The organism is Sphingobacterium anhuiense, from assembly GCF_042686355.1.
GTDB classification, from domain to species: Bacteria; Bacteroidota; Bacteroidia; order Sphingobacteriales; family Sphingobacteriaceae; genus Sphingobacterium; species Sphingobacterium anhuiense.
The window spans coordinates 224,846-238,665 of record NZ_JBHUPE010000006.1 but is presented as its reverse complement, the minus strand read 5'-3'; the positions used below and the strand labels follow the sequence as shown (position 1 = coordinate 238,665).

The 13,820-nt window shown below is 35.2% G+C and carries 13 protein-coding genes; 11 read left to right on the top strand and 2 right to left on the bottom strand.

Annotation, left to right across the window (positions count from 1 at the left end; translation table 11 throughout):
* Positions 1-79: 79 nt before the first annotated feature.
* The gene (locus ACFS6I_RS16210) at positions 80-1,099 is read left to right on the top strand and encodes a PCMD domain-containing protein (RefSeq protein WP_380922130.1); all 1,020 of its coding nucleotides are present in this window, start codon (positions 80-82) and stop codon (positions 1,097-1,099) included.
* Complete coding sequence (locus tag ACFS6I_RS16205) at positions 1,096-1,866, top strand: porin family protein (RefSeq protein ID WP_380922128.1); 771 nt, start codon at positions 1,096-1,098, stop codon at positions 1,864-1,866. Before ACFS6I_RS16210 ends, ACFS6I_RS16205 begins: the two co-directional genes overlap by 4 nt.
* Before the next feature lie 114 nt (positions 1,867-1,980).
* Here ACFS6I_RS16205 and dxs read toward each other — a convergent pair whose 3' ends face one another.
* A complete protein-coding gene (dxs, locus tag ACFS6I_RS16200; protein WP_380922126.1) occupies positions 1,981-3,894 on the bottom strand; it encodes a 1-deoxy-D-xylulose-5-phosphate synthase in 1,914 nt (637 codons plus the stop codon).
* Between the two features lie 77 nt (positions 3,895-3,971).
* On the opposite strand from dxs, the gene ACFS6I_RS16195 reads away from it, so the two are divergent.
* From ACFS6I_RS16195 to ACFS6I_RS16180, 4 genes are all read left to right on the top strand, one after another.
* Positions 3,972-5,378 carry an aminotransferase-like domain-containing protein gene (locus tag ACFS6I_RS16195; RefSeq protein WP_380922124.1) on the top strand — a complete coding sequence of 469 codons (1,407 nt, stop codon included), beginning with the start codon at positions 3,972-3,974 and terminating at the stop codon, positions 5,376-5,378.
* Between the two features lie 96 nt (positions 5,379-5,474).
* Entirely contained in the window at positions 5,475-5,981 is a 507-nt protein-coding gene (locus ACFS6I_RS16190) for an N-acetyltransferase (RefSeq protein ID WP_380922122.1), read from the top strand.
* Between the two features lie 261 nt (positions 5,982-6,242).
* Positions 6,243-6,584 (top strand): YciI family protein, encoded by a 342-nt coding sequence (locus ACFS6I_RS16185; protein ID WP_132771948.1) that lies wholly within the window; start codon positions 6,243-6,245, stop codon positions 6,582-6,584.
* A 109-nt stretch (positions 6,585-6,693) separates the two neighbouring features.
* Positions 6,694-7,812, top strand: a complete 1,119-nt coding sequence (locus tag ACFS6I_RS16180; protein ID WP_380922119.1) for a DUF6596 domain-containing protein — start codon at positions 6,694-6,696, stop codon at positions 7,810-7,812.
* A 77-nt stretch (positions 7,813-7,889) separates the two neighbouring features.
* Here the strand turns inward: ACFS6I_RS16180 and pncA are convergent, their stop codons facing one another.
* Positions 7,890-8,480: a bifunctional nicotinamidase/pyrazinamidase gene (gene pncA / locus ACFS6I_RS16175; protein WP_380922117.1), complete on the bottom strand. Its 591-nt coding sequence runs from the start codon at positions 8,478-8,480 to the stop codon at positions 7,890-7,892.
* A gap of 384 nt (positions 8,481-8,864) precedes the next feature.
* Between pncA and ACFS6I_RS16170 the strand changes: the two genes are divergently transcribed.
* From ACFS6I_RS16170 to ACFS6I_RS16150, 5 genes are all read left to right on the top strand, one after another.
* Positions 8,865-9,440 carry a Crp/Fnr family transcriptional regulator gene (locus ACFS6I_RS16170; protein WP_380922115.1) on the top strand — a complete coding sequence of 192 codons (576 nt, stop codon included), beginning with the start codon at positions 8,865-8,867 and terminating at the stop codon, positions 9,438-9,440.
* A 117-nt stretch (positions 9,441-9,557) separates the two neighbouring features.
* On the top strand, positions 9,558-10,232 hold the full coding sequence (locus ACFS6I_RS16165) for an NADPH-dependent F420 reductase (protein WP_168128071.1): 675 nt from the start codon (positions 9,558-9,560) through the stop codon (positions 10,230-10,232).
* 6 nt (positions 10,233-10,238) lie between these two features.
* Positions 10,239-10,745 (top strand): YybH family protein, encoded by a 507-nt coding sequence (locus ACFS6I_RS16160; protein ID WP_380922112.1) that lies wholly within the window; start codon positions 10,239-10,241, stop codon positions 10,743-10,745.
* Between the two features lie 367 nt (positions 10,746-11,112).
* Positions 11,113-13,065: a sensor histidine kinase gene (locus ACFS6I_RS16155; RefSeq protein WP_380922110.1), complete on the top strand. Its 1,953-nt coding sequence runs from the start codon at positions 11,113-11,115 to the stop codon at positions 13,063-13,065.
* Positions 13,066-13,068: 3 nt separating this feature from the next.
* Positions 13,069-13,809, top strand: a complete 741-nt coding sequence (locus ACFS6I_RS16150; protein ID WP_380922108.1) for a LytR/AlgR family response regulator transcription factor — start codon at positions 13,069-13,071, stop codon at positions 13,807-13,809.
* Positions 13,810-13,820: the final 11 nt, after the last annotated feature.

The following is a 13,820-nucleotide window of genomic DNA, read 5'->3' as shown; positions in this document are numbered from 1 at the left end:
GTTTACGTAATTAATAAATACTAATCAAGGAACGATGAGAAAACGGCTTTTTGCCACGCTATTCCTATGCATAGTGCTTATGCAAGGCTGTATTAAGGATGCTCCGCAAAACCCTGAGGCAGATATTGAATCCGTTACTGTTGATCCACATTTACTAACTGGTAATGTGTTTATAGATCAGATAAATCGGACAATAACATTAAACCTTACAAACGAAGCCTATGATTCAGGAATCTCTCCGGTGCTGACGTTATCTAGGGGTGCTTCTGTAAAACCAGCAAGTGGAACACTGATCAAGTTTGACGGTGATCAAGAAATTGTATATGATGTCACTTCAGAATCAGGAGAAAACACCAAACGGTATACGGTTAAAGTTGTGAATATTGGTCATTGGGATTTTGCTTTTCAAAATTGGGCTAGTCATCCTACAGATAAATATGAGTATCCGGTAGAGGATGATGGATTACAGCTCTGGTCCTCCGGCAATCCGGGAGTTGCGCTTTCGGGTGTTCCTGCGCGCAGTGACGCATACCCGACACGATCCACTACAGATGGTTACCTTGGAACGAAGGCTGCAGAACTGGTTACGATTAAAGGTACACCTTTATCAGAACTTATTGGTATTCGACTGTATGCAGGTTCTTTGTTTTTAGGAAATTTTAATGCTTCTCAGGCTATGCTTAATCCGTTGGCGGCGACAGAATTTGGAGAACCTTATAAGGGGCTTCCTAAATCTTTCACAGGTTATTATAAATATAGTGCAGGACCAGATTTTATAAATAAGGCAGGTCAGGTTCAGCCAGGAGTGAAAGACAAATGTAGTATTTATGCTGTTTTGTTTAACGGTCCGGATAGACTTAATGCGACTAATATTATGAACTCGGACCGGATAATTGCACGTGCGGATCTTCAGGATGGCTCTGATAAAACCAATTTTACACGTTTTGATATTCCTTTTGTATATAAACAGGGTGCCACTATTGGTAAAAATTTGATGATGGCCATTGTTTCCTCATCCAGTGCTGAAGGGGATCAGTATAGAGGAGCGATAGGATCGCGATTGGTGGTAGATAGTTTAAGAATCGTACCTTTATTATGAAGAAATATATAACGTTATCCCTTTATTGTTGTCTATTGGTGGGATCAAGTATCTTATACGCACAAGACATAAAGCGAAAGTTTTCATTTGATCAGATTAAGCATTCAATGACATTAGGTTATAATATTGGTGCTACGGCTCCTTTTTCTTTTCCTAATACCATTCGTCAGATCAATAGTTATGCACCGATATTTTCACCTTCTTTTGGTTATCAGGCTACATATGATCTTTCATCAAAGTTGTTTGTAGGTACTGGATTAAGCGTAGATGTTAAAGGAATGAAAGTAACTGACAGTGTCCAATACTTTCATACTATTATTTCTGTGGATAATGGTAACGGTGAAAAAGGCTCTTTTGAGGGAGATTTTACAGGAACAAACGCCACGACATCTCGAAATGTGTATTTAACGCTACCTGTTTTTGCAGGTTATCGTCAGGGAGAATGGGATTTTAAATTAGGGATGTATTTCGCTTGTTTATTATCGGCTGAATTCAAAGGAACTGTGTCTGATGGTTATATTAGAAAAGGTAATTCATTAGGCGAAAAAGTATTGATTGAAAGTGCTGATTTTGACTTTTCAAGAGAGGTGAGATCCTTTGATATTGGAGCTCATTTAGGAGTTTCAAAGCATTTTGGACAACGTTGGGAGGCAGATCTGACAGGACAATTAGGCTTAAATCCGGTTTTCCCTTCATCTTTCCGTGGAGTAGGGTATAATTTACATAATATGTATCTAACACTTGGAGTAGCATACAGACTTTGGTAATACAAACTTGAATAGGTTGGCTATTTTTGATAGTTCTGATGTTTAAAACAAGCTCTATTTCAGAGCTTGTTTTATTTGCTTAAATCAAGATACAAGCGCAGCATATTTATATAACTAATTGTTTTTTTTTGAGGTGTTGTCTTTATTTAGTTCATGATGTAGTGATCTAATCAAAGAAATTATAGCTTTCTTATCATATCCGTATAATGCATGAAGTTGATCCTGGGTTCCCTGTGTCGCAAATGTATCAGGTAACCCAAGACGTTTTAAAATGGAATGATATCCATTATCTACCATAAATTCCATTACTGCACTGCCTATCCCGCCTATAAGACTACCATCTTCTATAGTAATCACGACTGAAAATTGACTAAAGACATCGTGCAGTAATGTTTCATCAATAGGTTTAAAGAACCGGAGGTCGTAATGGGCCACATCAATGTGATCATCCAAAAGTTCTTGACAGGCTTCTACTGCAAATTGTCCTATAGGACCGAGCGATAATATGGCTATTCTTTTTCCTGATTTGATTTTTCGTCCCTTTCCTAGGGGTATTTTGCAAAACTTACTTTTGAGCTCACCAGCTCCCGTGCTTTTTGGATAGCGTATCGCGAAAGGACCATTTAACGTATCGCATTGCGCTGTGAAAAGCAGATTTTTAAAATCATCCAAATCCATGGGAGATGCGCCTGTTATGTTGGGTATACATCTAAGAAAGGAAATGTCAAATGCGCCGTGATGTGTTGGCCCATCTGTGCCAACAACACCTGCACGGTCTATGCAGAATACAACAGGTAACTTTTGCAAAGCGACATCATGTATGAGTTGATCGTAGGCGCGCTGTAGGAATGTTGAATATATTGCGCAAAATGGCAACAGGCCGTCAGTGGCAAGTCCAGCACAAAAAGTAACGGAATGTTGTTCGGCAATGCCGACATCAAAAACTCGTTCAGGCATTTCTGATTTCATCTTCGATAATGAGCTACCCGATAACATGGCTGGACTGACTGCTATGATGCGGTCATTGGTTTTTGCTAGAGCAAGTAGCGTATTTCCAAAAACCTCTTGAAAAGTGGGACTGCGATTAACTGTACTCAACTTCGCTCCCGTTGATTTGTTAAAAGTTCCTGGAGCATGCCATATTTTAGGATCGGCCAGAGCGGGAGCAAATCCCTTTCCTTTGATAGTAACACAATGAAGTAATTTTGGTCCTGGTATGTGCTTTAGTTTTTCGAACAAACTAATCATTTTTTTTAGGTCATGTCCATCGACAGGACCAAAATATCGTATGTTTAATGCTTCAAAAAGATTACTATACTGCATAAATCCTCCCTTAATGATTTTATCAAATTTTCGCAGCGTATCTGAAGCCCATTTTGTGGATGAATTTTCTGATGAAAGGAGGTTTTTGAGATGTAACTTTAAGGTATTGTAATATTTAGCGGTAGTGAGATCTGTCAAATAATTTTGCAGTGCACCGGTATTGCTATCGATAGACATATTATTATCATTGAGTATAATAAGCATGTTTGGTTGTTCATATCCCGCATTGTTCATTGCTTCAAAGGCTTGTCCTGCTGTCATCGCCCCATCTCCAATAACAGCAATATGCTGCCGGTTGAGTTCTCCGCGATATTTGGCTGCGATAGCCATACCTAGGATGGCCGAAATGGAGGTAGAAGAATGACCGGTTCCAAATGCATCAAATTCGCTTTCGTCCCTACAGGGGAAACCGCTTATACCTCCTAGTAATCGGTTAGAGTAAAAAGATTTTCTTCTTCCTGTGAGTAATTTATGAGGATAAGCTTGATGTCCTACATCCCAGATCAGTTTATCTATAGGCGTATTAAAAACATAATGTAAGGCCACAGTAAGTTCAACAACACCTAAACTAGAACTGAAATGACCTCCGTTTACGGCAACATGATCGATAATAAACGATCGTAAGTCTTCGCATACAACTTGTAAAGAGGAAAAGGATAAATTGCGTAGATCTACTGGACTACTTATGAAATTATTAGGTGACATAGTATTTTTTTTCTCAAAGGTAAATTACTTAGATTTGCGATACAGGTGTAGATTTTGTAAAACTTACCAGTACAGATATGAAGGCGTATAAATTCGAACTATTTACCAGTACTATAGAAAAAAATATCAAAGATGGTATTTTCAAGCCAGGTCATAAACTGCCTTCCGTTCGCGAGTTGAAAGAACAGTTTAAGATCAGTGTCAGTACAATACAAAATGGGTACGAATATCTGATGATTCATGGTTTAGTGGAAAGTATTCCTAAATCGGGTTATTATGTAAGTTATCAAACAAAAAAAAATGTAGAAGAGTTAAAAAGTGACCGTATTCCAGTCATTAGGGATGCTATATTTAAGGATCATCTTGGACTTACAACTTCTGCGGGAGCAGGAAAGACATTTTCTGAGTTTAATGTAGCTGCTCCTGGAGATTTGCTTGTGCCACAAAAGTTAGTGTTGCGGACAATGCAACAGGTGATCCGGGAGCAGGGGGCAGGTCTGCTTCGGTATTATCCTTCAAATGGTTCTGTTGAGTTAAAAGAACATATTATCACACGTGCGGCAGCTTATCGTACTGTTATTCATATGGATGAGCTAATTATTACAGATGGTGCATTGCAGGCTATATATATTGCTCTGGCTACAGTTTGTTCTTCGGGCGATGTTGTAGCAGTGGAAAGTCCCTGTGTATTTTCGGTACTTGAAGTAATAAGGGTATTGAACCTGAAAGTTATCGAAATTTCTGTAGATCCGGTTTTGGGGTTTGATATTAATTTTTTCAGAGAGGCATGCCTTCACAATCCGGTTAAAGCGGCGATTGTAACTTCAAATTTTCATAATCCGACAGGAATATTAATGTCAGATGAACAAAAGCTTGCCTTAGTTACTGTAGCACAATACTATAATGTTGCTCTTATTGAAAATGATATTTATGGTGATCTGAATTTTCATGGACAGCGACCGACTACTTTGAGAAGTTTTGATGTAAGTGGTCTTGTTCTTACTTATTCGTCCTATTCGAAAACTTTGGCTCCCGGTATAAGACTAGGTTGGTTGGCGGCTGGAAAATTTATGCAACGGGCAGAGCAGATTAAATTTTCATTGGGAAGTACCGTTTCTCCTTTATATCAGGAGACGCTAAATAAACTGATGACTGGAAGTAGTTACGATCGTCATATACGTTCCTTTAGAATGCAATTGGCTAAGAATGCCTATAGTACAGTACACTTGCTCTCTGATCATTTTCCGGACAGTACTTCTATTTTAATGCCAGCAGGAGGCTATAATATTTGGGTAAAGATGCCTGACGGGACAGACATGCTTAAATTTTATAGACAATGTGAGCAAATAGGAGTGAGATTTACTCCTGGCTATACTTTTTCATTTTCGGGGGCGTTCGCAAATTACTTTCGAGTAGTATTTGCAGACAAATTTTCTGTTAAGAAGATAGAAGCGATTACGCTTGCTGGTCAACTAATGCGATAACAACTGTACTGCTTCATGTTCCATAAGCTGTTCTCTTTATTCTTTTGAAAGACTGATACATTTGTGCACACACACACACACATTTACGATATCAGTATGAAAATAATAATCAAATTTACGATAGCTACAGAAGAAGGATTGGCAGCTCTTTTAACATTAACGCATGCGATAGCGATAGAAAAGTTTTCAAAACTTCTAGAGCTTTCGTTCGTAGAGAAATATATACATGAAAATTTTAGTGACAGCAATTTGGTTGAAGAATTAAATAGCATGTCAAATCAATGGCTCATCGCATACGTCGATAATATACCGGCAGGATTCGTTCAAATTACGTCAAAGGGCGTTAGACCTTCGAGTTTAGACCGTAAACGGGCTATCCGTATTGCCAATTTTGGGATCTTAAAAAAATATTTTAATCTGGGTGTAGAAGAAGCATTACTGGAAAAAAGTTTAGCCGTCTGCAGGCCATATGAAGCGGTGTGGATCAACGAGTATATTCAAAATCCCTTTATCCGACTTTTTGAAAGTAAGGGATTTGTTAAACAGTCGGAGATAAATCAACTTGATGAATTGCCTTTGAATGCAGTATATTTAATTGCATAATTTATTTAAGAAAATGTTCTTGAAATCTTAAAGTCAGACGTTAAGTTTTGTCTTCTGATTTTGTTGACAAGGAAAAAGTATATCTCTAATCGCGATCATATACATTAATCACTAATTTTTAGTACCTTATGTTACGTTAAATTATATTTATTCATGTGATTATAAATTTCTTGAATACGATTTGAAAAAAAATGTCCCGAATTACGATCCTCATTTGTCATTAGGATAAATAGTATATTTATTAACCTTATTTAAGAAAAGATGAAAGAGTTTTTATTGTTGATTCGTGAGTCTTCGACTTATGGCAACCTATCTGTAGAAGACATGCAGGCTGATATTCAGGAACATATCAATTGGGTAGAGGAGCTGGTTGCAAATGGACATTTTCTAGAAGGAAATCCACTAGAAGCTAATGGAGTTACATTAAAGAAGGATATGATTTCAGATGGTCCATACATCGAGACAAAAGAATGTGTTAGCGGTTACTACAAATTAAGTGTGAAAAGTTTGGAAGAAGCAACACAGCTTGCTAAAAGTTGTCCTGATTTAAAGAATGGTGCAACTTTAGAAATACGGGAGATTATCATTACCGATGAGCAATAAGGACATTAACAAATTAACAGATCATCTTTTCAGGGAATACCATGGAAAGATGATTTCGTTTTTGTCTGCAAAATTTGGATACCAGCAGATCGATAATATTGTTGATGCAGTGCAGGAAGCATTTGAAATTGCCCTAAGTGAATGGAGATATAAAGGAACTCCCAAAAATTGTTTCGGATGGTTAATTCATGTTTCTCAAAATAAATTAATCAATAAAATCAATCGAGATTCGGTTGGAAGCAAGATTCTTAATCGAATTTCGTACGAGGAAGAAGAAGCAATTGCTTCACATGAAGCCGAAGATAGTTTACTTCAATTGTTGATCTTCTTTTCTAAAATCAATGTTTCTGACAGGAATAAGTTGATTATATCTTTGTTTTATTTATGTGGATTTGGCTATTCTGAAATATCAAGAGCCATGATGTTACCCGTTGAAACTATTAAAAAGATCATCTTACGAAGTCAGGTTTTAATAAAAAAAAATGCTATTCAATATGAGAAATGTGAATTCGAAAGCTTGCATAATGAGATGCCCCATCTGCTTCATGTATTGTATTTGATGTTTAATGAAGGCTTCAAATCTTCTCAAAAACGAGAATCAATAAAAAAGGATTTATGCTTTGAAGCGATTCGTCTAAGTGTTTTAGTCAAAAAATATCAGGAGGATCATTGTGAATTAAATGCTCTTCTAGCTTTATTTTTCTTTCATGTTTCTCGATTTCCTGCAAGAATTCAAGAAAATGGATGGATATCTATTCAATTTCAAAATCGGACGCTTTGGGATAAAAATTTAATAAGCGAGGGGTATGCTTATCTTAATAAAATAGATTTAAGTAAAAATAGGCTGAATAAATATCATTTAGAGGCTTTAATTGCTTCAGTGCATTGTTCTTCACCTAATTATGAAAAAACAGATTGGAGGTTGATATCTACCTTGTATTCTCAATTAGAATTTTTAGAGCCTGATGCTATAGCAGTAAAAATAAATAGGATTATTGCTGAGAGTAATTACTTGCCAATAACTCCATTGATTGAGAAAATGTTTGATCTGGAACCTATGCTAAATGACTTTCTTAAATTTCCATTTTATAGTTCTTTAGCATTTCTTTATGAAAAGGGGGGAAAGAAGGAAATGGCCTGCCATTACTATTTGTGTTCTTTATCTTATACCAACAATCAATTTGATAACGAATACATAAACCTGAAATTAAGCCTTCTCCATTCGTGATCATAAAAAAAGCCCAACTTCGCTATTGGGCCTAATTTATAATTACTGTAAATATTATGTTTAGAGTTGTCAGCTGGTTATAGGATTGTACCGCCCTTCGAGATAAAGTCTTTTTTCACACGATCGTATCTTTCCAGATCTATTGGTTTAGATGCACCCGTTATAATACTCGATTTAAAACCTAAATCTAAAGCATCGTTTGCAGTGTAATATACGCAGTAATCAGCAGCCACTCCACAGACAGCTACTTCTGTAACACCTCTACCTTTAAGATAATCACCCATTCCTGTAGATTTTTTTCTACCATTATCAAAAAAACCACTATAGCTATCAATTTCTTTATCCATTCCTTTTCTAAAAATAGCTTCAATTGCATTTGTTGAAAGTTCAGAGACGAATTCAGCGCCTTTAGTTCCTTGTATGCAATGTTCTGGCCAAAGTACCTGATCTAATCCATTTAACTTTATTTCTTCAAATGGTTCTTTGCCAGGATGCGACGTATAAAAACTTTTATGCCCCTTTGGGTGCCAATCTTGTGTGGCTACCACAAGATCATAATGTGTCTGTAGCTCGTTAATTTTGTGCACGATTTCATCACCATGATTAACAGCTAAAGCACCTCCTGGTAAAAAATCATACTGTACATCGATTATAATTAAAGCTTTCATAAAGAAAAGTTAAATGTTAGTAAAGATACCTTGATACGTAATATTTTCCCTAATATAAGAAAAATGTTAGTAATTGCTGTTATTGCTTTATTAAGAGTAAAAAAATAATTATTTCGGATTGTTTTATATGGTAAAGCATTCGTTTATGACTCTTTTTCACATTATCGCTCCATGTACTCAGATCTTAAAGTTGTTAACTTTATTAGTATATTCCTTATTTAAAAATTAGGATGAATGTTATAGCATATGTGTTTTAATTTTGAAAATATAGCGTATTTATCAAAACTATAAACGCGGCTTTATTTAGAAATATTAAATCCATCATTATATTCATGGCATTCTCATTTTGTATCTTTAGAAGATTGTTTAGAAAAAAGAATTGATATGGATCATATTATAAACCACTTTAACCAGTATCTGCCCCTTGATAGCGAGGAGATCGCGGTTTTAACAAACCATATTACGAAGAGAACTATAAAAAGAAGACAGTTTCTTTTACAAGAAGGGGATGTGTGTAAGTCTTTTACCTACATACAGAGTGGTTGTTTTAAAATGTACGGTATAGATGATAAGGGGGCTGAACATAATCTTGTCTTCGCAGCTGAAGACGATTGGATTTCGGACATAGGTAGTTTACATCGTGAAACTCCTTCGCAGTTATATATAGAAGCAATAGAACCTTCAGTAGTGTTACAGATTTCCAAAGGTGATTTATGGTATTTATACACTAATTATCCAAAGTTTGACCGTAATTTCCGTGTGATTATTGAAAATAAATATATTGAACTTCAAAATCGATTATTACAAATGTTTAGTTCTACCGCTATTGATAGGTACGAAAGTTTTATTAATCAATATCCCAATTTAGCAAATAGGCTACCTAATACACAAATCGCCTCTTATTTAGGTATAACTGCAGAATTTTTGAGTAAAATAAAGAACGATAGATTTAGAAAATAACTATACTCTTAAACTAGATTAAGGGTATTTCTTATTATAGCTTATAGGTGTAGGTTGACTATTCATCGCAATTTTGTATTGTCAATAATGACAAACAAATTTTTAACATATAAAACGATGAATACAGTAAATCAACAAGTAAAAGTAGCCGTTATTGGTTTGGGTAATATTGGTAAAGCCATAGCCACTAATCTTGTAAAAGGAAATCACCCGGTTATCCTTTCCTCTAGAGCATTTGAGAAGGCAAGCAATCTGGCGGACAAATTTGGAAATCTTGCCACTGCAGAGGAGATATCCGATGCTATTCATAAAGCTGATGTAATCATTCCAGCGATTTACTTTGATAATATTAAAGAATTTTTGGTGCAGTATGCGACGGAGCTAAAAGGAAAAATTATTGTAGATGTTTCAAATCCAATTGCTCCAGATGGCAATGGAGGTTTTAGAAAAATTATTGATCAACATGATTCTGCAGGTCAGACTCTATTAGCTTTGGTACCTAAAGAAACAAGTTTTGTTAAAGCATTTGGAACTCTAGGTGTACATTCATTATCAGAAGAGGCTTTCGTTACCCCTCAAAATAAAGTGTTATTTTATGCATCGGATAATACTAATAGTAATCAATTTGTTGAAGAATTAATCAAAGCCAGTGGTTTTGAACCTCTTCATATTGGAGGTATCAATCAATCTATTCGCATAGAAGTATTTGGCGATCTTCATGAGTTCGGAGCACTGGGAAAAACAGTGGTACTTGATGAAGCAAAGGATATTATTGGTCAACATAAAATCTAAAATTGTATGATAAAGGCCATGGTGGCGGCAGTGTTTTTTTTTATGTTATTAGCCTGTCAAGATGAAACAAATCAACGGAATGATGATGCACATATTTCTAAACTTGAAAATTCAACAGTAATGAATAAACAAACAATAAAAGCGGAAATCGAAGATGCTTTGACTATTTATTTTGAGGCCCTGAATAAATCAAATGTCGAGCAGGCCGTCGGTCAATATACGGCTGACGGTATATTTATGCCAACAGGGTTGCCCACAGCAACAGGAACACATGAACTTACAATAGCTTATCAAAATGTTTTTAAAGCAATCCTGCTTAATGTATCCTTTAAAATGGAGGAAGCAGTTATACTTGAAGATAGTGTAGTATTTGTTCGAACTCAATCAAACGGAAGTCAATTGATCCGTGCTAGTGGACAAAAATCTAACGAGTTAAATCGAGAGTTTTTTTTAATGAAAAAAGAAAGTAACAAATGGAAGATCGCTTGGTACATGTTTAACCAACCAAAATAGGTACTAGATAGAAAATCGTAATTTAAAATAAAATCTAAACCCTGTAAATTATCTGATTTATAGGGTTTAGATTTTACGTAATATGGTAAACTGGCAGATTTTTTTTTAAAAATAATTTTAGCATTTTTTATTTGACTATCTATATAATTGAATTGAGAGACCCAGACTAGTTCCATTTTTTAAATATATTTGAAACAAACTAATTGAAGTAGATACTTCTGTAACCTTATTTATTTTTACATATAGAATAAGTTTCGGACAATCTTGTTATTTAAATATCGACAAGATCGTTTCGAATATTGGTTGAACCATAGCGAATATTGAAAATGGTTTATATTAGTTGTTTTAAAAAATGATTTTTATAGGGATGAAAGAATATTGTCTAAAAACTGGTCGCTTGCTGAAATTGAATAGAATTTGGAGCATAATTTTCTGCATTTATTTTTTAACCATATTTGTAAGCTGTGACTCCAGTCAGAAGCCAACAATTTCTAAACATGCAGGTTTGACTTTGGACAGTGTTGCAAAGCATCATTTGTTAAGTTCGATTATAAATTCAACACAGGATAATAATCGGATCAGAGATAGTCTGTTTGTCGAGTATGAAAAATCAGCCAATTTTAACAAGAATATTTATTATTGGGCACTCAAAGCACTTAATTTACCCTTTGGTTTTAAAGATGATTCACTGATAAGTAGTGTGAATAACATATATATATTACCTAAGCAGGTGGATGAGTGGGCTTTAAAGAAATATGTGCTCTTAAAAAGTAAAGCCGACCATACAGATATTAATAGCTCAGAAGTGACCAAGGAGCTTATGAATACAAGAAGTCAGGTGGAGAAATCTAAGTCTGTATTCTTATTTTTATATGACAACATGTTGGCCATGATTTTTTATACTAATCAGGACTCCGAGAATTCTTTACGGTATATTAAATTGTTCAGACAAAATCATCCTTATGCAACATCTGCACGCTTCCTTCAAATGTACTATGATATTCGTTTTATGATCTCCTTAGATCTTGATGGAACTCCTGGGGCTGAGACATATCTGGATAGCTGTCAAGCTTTGGCTAGAGAATTGGATGATACAATGGCCTTAATGCGTTCGATTGACTTTGAATCACAATGGCTGAAAAAACAGGGAAAGACAAAAGAAGCTGTTGATCGACATAGGATATATTTTAACTATCTCACCAAAACGAAAGAGAATACGGCATTAAAACAGTACAATAATTTTGCCGACCTATTCCTTGCTAACAATCAACCTGATTCAGCTATTCTATATGTGAAGAGGGGGATGGAAATCGCTCGTAAAAACAAAAAGGAAACCAAAGATATGACTTCGGTATTGGATATCTTAAGCAAATCTTATGAAAAAAAAGGCGATTATAAACAGGCTTATCTATATGGTAGAAAACAATATGAAGCATATCTACAGGCCACTGAGGTGATGCAAAAGACAGCGATAGCTGACATTACTGCACGTTATGATGCTCAGAAGAAAGATGAAGCAATTCGATCTCTTCAGGAAAATAATGATTTAAACAGTAAATTTATTACCCAACAGCGATGGACATTTATAATTTTCATCATATTGACGATCTTTATTGTCTTTTTTGTTTTCAGCTCCTACAAACAAAAACTCTTCAAAGCTGAACATGATAAATTGTTGTTGCAACATAAACAACTTGTTTTAGAACAAAAAAATAGGCAAAATCAGCTAAATCCTCATTTTATATATAATTCTATTGCCAACTTGCAGGGCTTGATCAGTACCGATAAAAAATTGGAAGCAAATAAGTATTTGGTTACTCTGACAAAAGTTATCCGCGATATGTTAGAGTTAAATAGAAAAGATTTTATACCGTTAGAAAAAGAAATAGATAGTCTTAATAACTACGTCAATCTTCAACAAATGCGTTTTAATCACTCTTTTGAATATCATGTGGAAACAGGCGATTTAGACTTAGATAATACACTTATTCCTCCGATGTTAGTCCAGCCCTTTTTAGAAAATGCGATAGAACATGGTCTTATGAGCCTGGAGGATAAAGGTTGTCTACAAGTTAGGTTTTACCAAACTAAAGGTACGCTACATATTGAGATTACTGATAATGGAGTGGGAGTGGCGGAAAACTCACAGATAAAAAAGAAGAAAGAATCCTTATCTCAGGTAATAACCGAGGAGCGTATTGAACTGCTATTTGGAAAGGATAAGCATGTTGCAGGTATGCGCAAACATCCGAATTTTAAACACGGCGGAACAGGTTATCAAGTTGAAATATATTTCCCATTAACTCTGAATTTTGATTAGATTATGTTAAAGATTTATGTACTCGAAGACGAGGCGAATATACTTCGTTATATCCAATCCATTTTGGATGAAATACCCTATGTGCGGATGGTTGGAAGCTCGTCTAATATCAAAAAGGCCGAGATCGACATTCCGAGAGAATTACCGGACCTTATCTTATCAGATATACAGTTAAAAGATGGTCTCAGCTTAGCATTATTAGCCAATCTTAATTTAGATACTAATATTATATTTATAACTGCTTTTAACCAATATGCTATTGAAGCGCTTAATCTTGGCGCTATTGGCTATCTGACAAAACCGATCGATCCAAGTTTACTCATTGAGAAAATTGAACAGTGCTATAAAAAGACGACAGAATTTACGCTAAACCAATTACAGCTGAAGATTGCAGAAAGCCATCTTAAACATCCTGCTACTCCAAAAAAAATAGCACTTCGAACCTTTGAATTTACACAGATTGTTGATGTAGAGGATATTTTATACTGTTTTAGTGATAAAGGATATACTACTTTTCATTTAAAAGATGGGGTCAATTTAATGGTTTCTAAAGTAATTAAGCATTTTGAAGCGATGTTGCCTCAAGAACAGTTTATACGTTGCCACCAATCTTATCTTATTAATTCCCATTATATCCATAAGTATTTTAAAGACGGGCAACTGGAAATGAAGGACGGCAGGATGATTCCTATTTCAAATCGAAAGCGAGAAATGATTATGCAGTTTATCGAAGGATTGGGATAATTTTATTTTTT

Coding starts and splice junctions, on each gene's coding strand:
- ACFS6I_RS16190 (WP_380922122.1), top strand. CDS start 5,475: ATGAAAATAATAATCAAATTTACGATAGCTACAGAAGAAGGATTGGCA.
- ACFS6I_RS16195 (WP_380922124.1), top strand. CDS start 3,972: ATGAAGGCGTATAAATTCGAACTATTTACCAGTACTATAGAAAAAAAT.
- ACFS6I_RS16160 (WP_380922112.1), top strand. CDS start 10,239: ATGATAAAGGCCATGGTGGCGGCAGTGTTTTTTTTTATGTTATTAGCC.
- pncA (WP_380922117.1), bottom strand. CDS start 8,480: ATGAAAGCTTTAATTATAATCGATGTACAGTATGATTTTTTACCAGGA.
- ACFS6I_RS16170 (WP_380922115.1), top strand. CDS start 8,865: ATGGATCATATTATAAACCACTTTAACCAGTATCTGCCCCTTGATAGC.
- dxs (WP_380922126.1), bottom strand. CDS start 3,894: ATGTCACCTAATAATTTCATAAGTAGTCCAGTAGATCTACGCAATTTA.
- ACFS6I_RS16155 (WP_380922110.1), top strand. CDS start 11,113: ATGAAAGAATATTGTCTAAAAACTGGTCGCTTGCTGAAATTGAATAGA.
- ACFS6I_RS16210 (WP_380922130.1), top strand. CDS start 80: ATGCAAGGCTGTATTAAGGATGCTCCGCAAAACCCTGAGGCAGATATT.
- ACFS6I_RS16165 (WP_168128071.1), top strand. CDS start 9,558: ATGAATACAGTAAATCAACAAGTAAAAGTAGCCGTTATTGGTTTGGGT.
- ACFS6I_RS16150 (WP_380922108.1), top strand. CDS start 13,069: ATGTTAAAGATTTATGTACTCGAAGACGAGGCGAATATACTTCGTTAT.
- ACFS6I_RS16185 (WP_132771948.1), top strand. CDS start 6,243: ATGAAAGAGTTTTTATTGTTGATTCGTGAGTCTTCGACTTATGGCAAC.
- ACFS6I_RS16205 (WP_380922128.1), top strand. CDS start 1,096: ATGAAGAAATATATAACGTTATCCCTTTATTGTTGTCTATTGGTGGGA.